We start from the raw sequence: 239 nt of genomic DNA, 5'->3' as shown, positions 1-239 counted from the left end.
CGAAGGCCCGATGATGGCCATCAAGACCGTCAACGCCCTGTCCCACTACACCGACTGGACCATCGGCCACGTGCACGCTGGCGCCCTCGGCTGGGTAGCGATGATCTCCATCGGTTCGCTGTATCACCTGATTCCCAAGGTGTTCGGTCGCGAGCAGATGCACAGCATCGGCCTGATCAACGCGCACTTCTGGCTGGCCACCATCGGCACCGTGCTGTACATCGCCTCGATGTGGGTCA

Annotated in this window: 1 protein-coding gene; it reads left to right on the top strand. The window is 61.9% G+C overall.

The window, feature by feature from the left end; all coding sequences use genetic code 11:
* A partial coding sequence (locus tag E4487_RS25070; RefSeq protein ID WP_175254583.1) for a cbb3-type cytochrome c oxidase subunit I occupies positions 1-239 on the top strand: 239 nt, incomplete at both ends.

The organism is Pseudomonas sp. BMW13 (genome assembly GCF_013357275.1).
In the GTDB taxonomy this organism is placed as follows: domain Bacteria; phylum Pseudomonadota; class Gammaproteobacteria; order Pseudomonadales; family Pseudomonadaceae; genus Aquipseudomonas; species Aquipseudomonas khazarica.
Note: the sequence above shows the minus strand (reverse complement) of the source record. Positions and strands in the feature narration are given on the sequence as shown.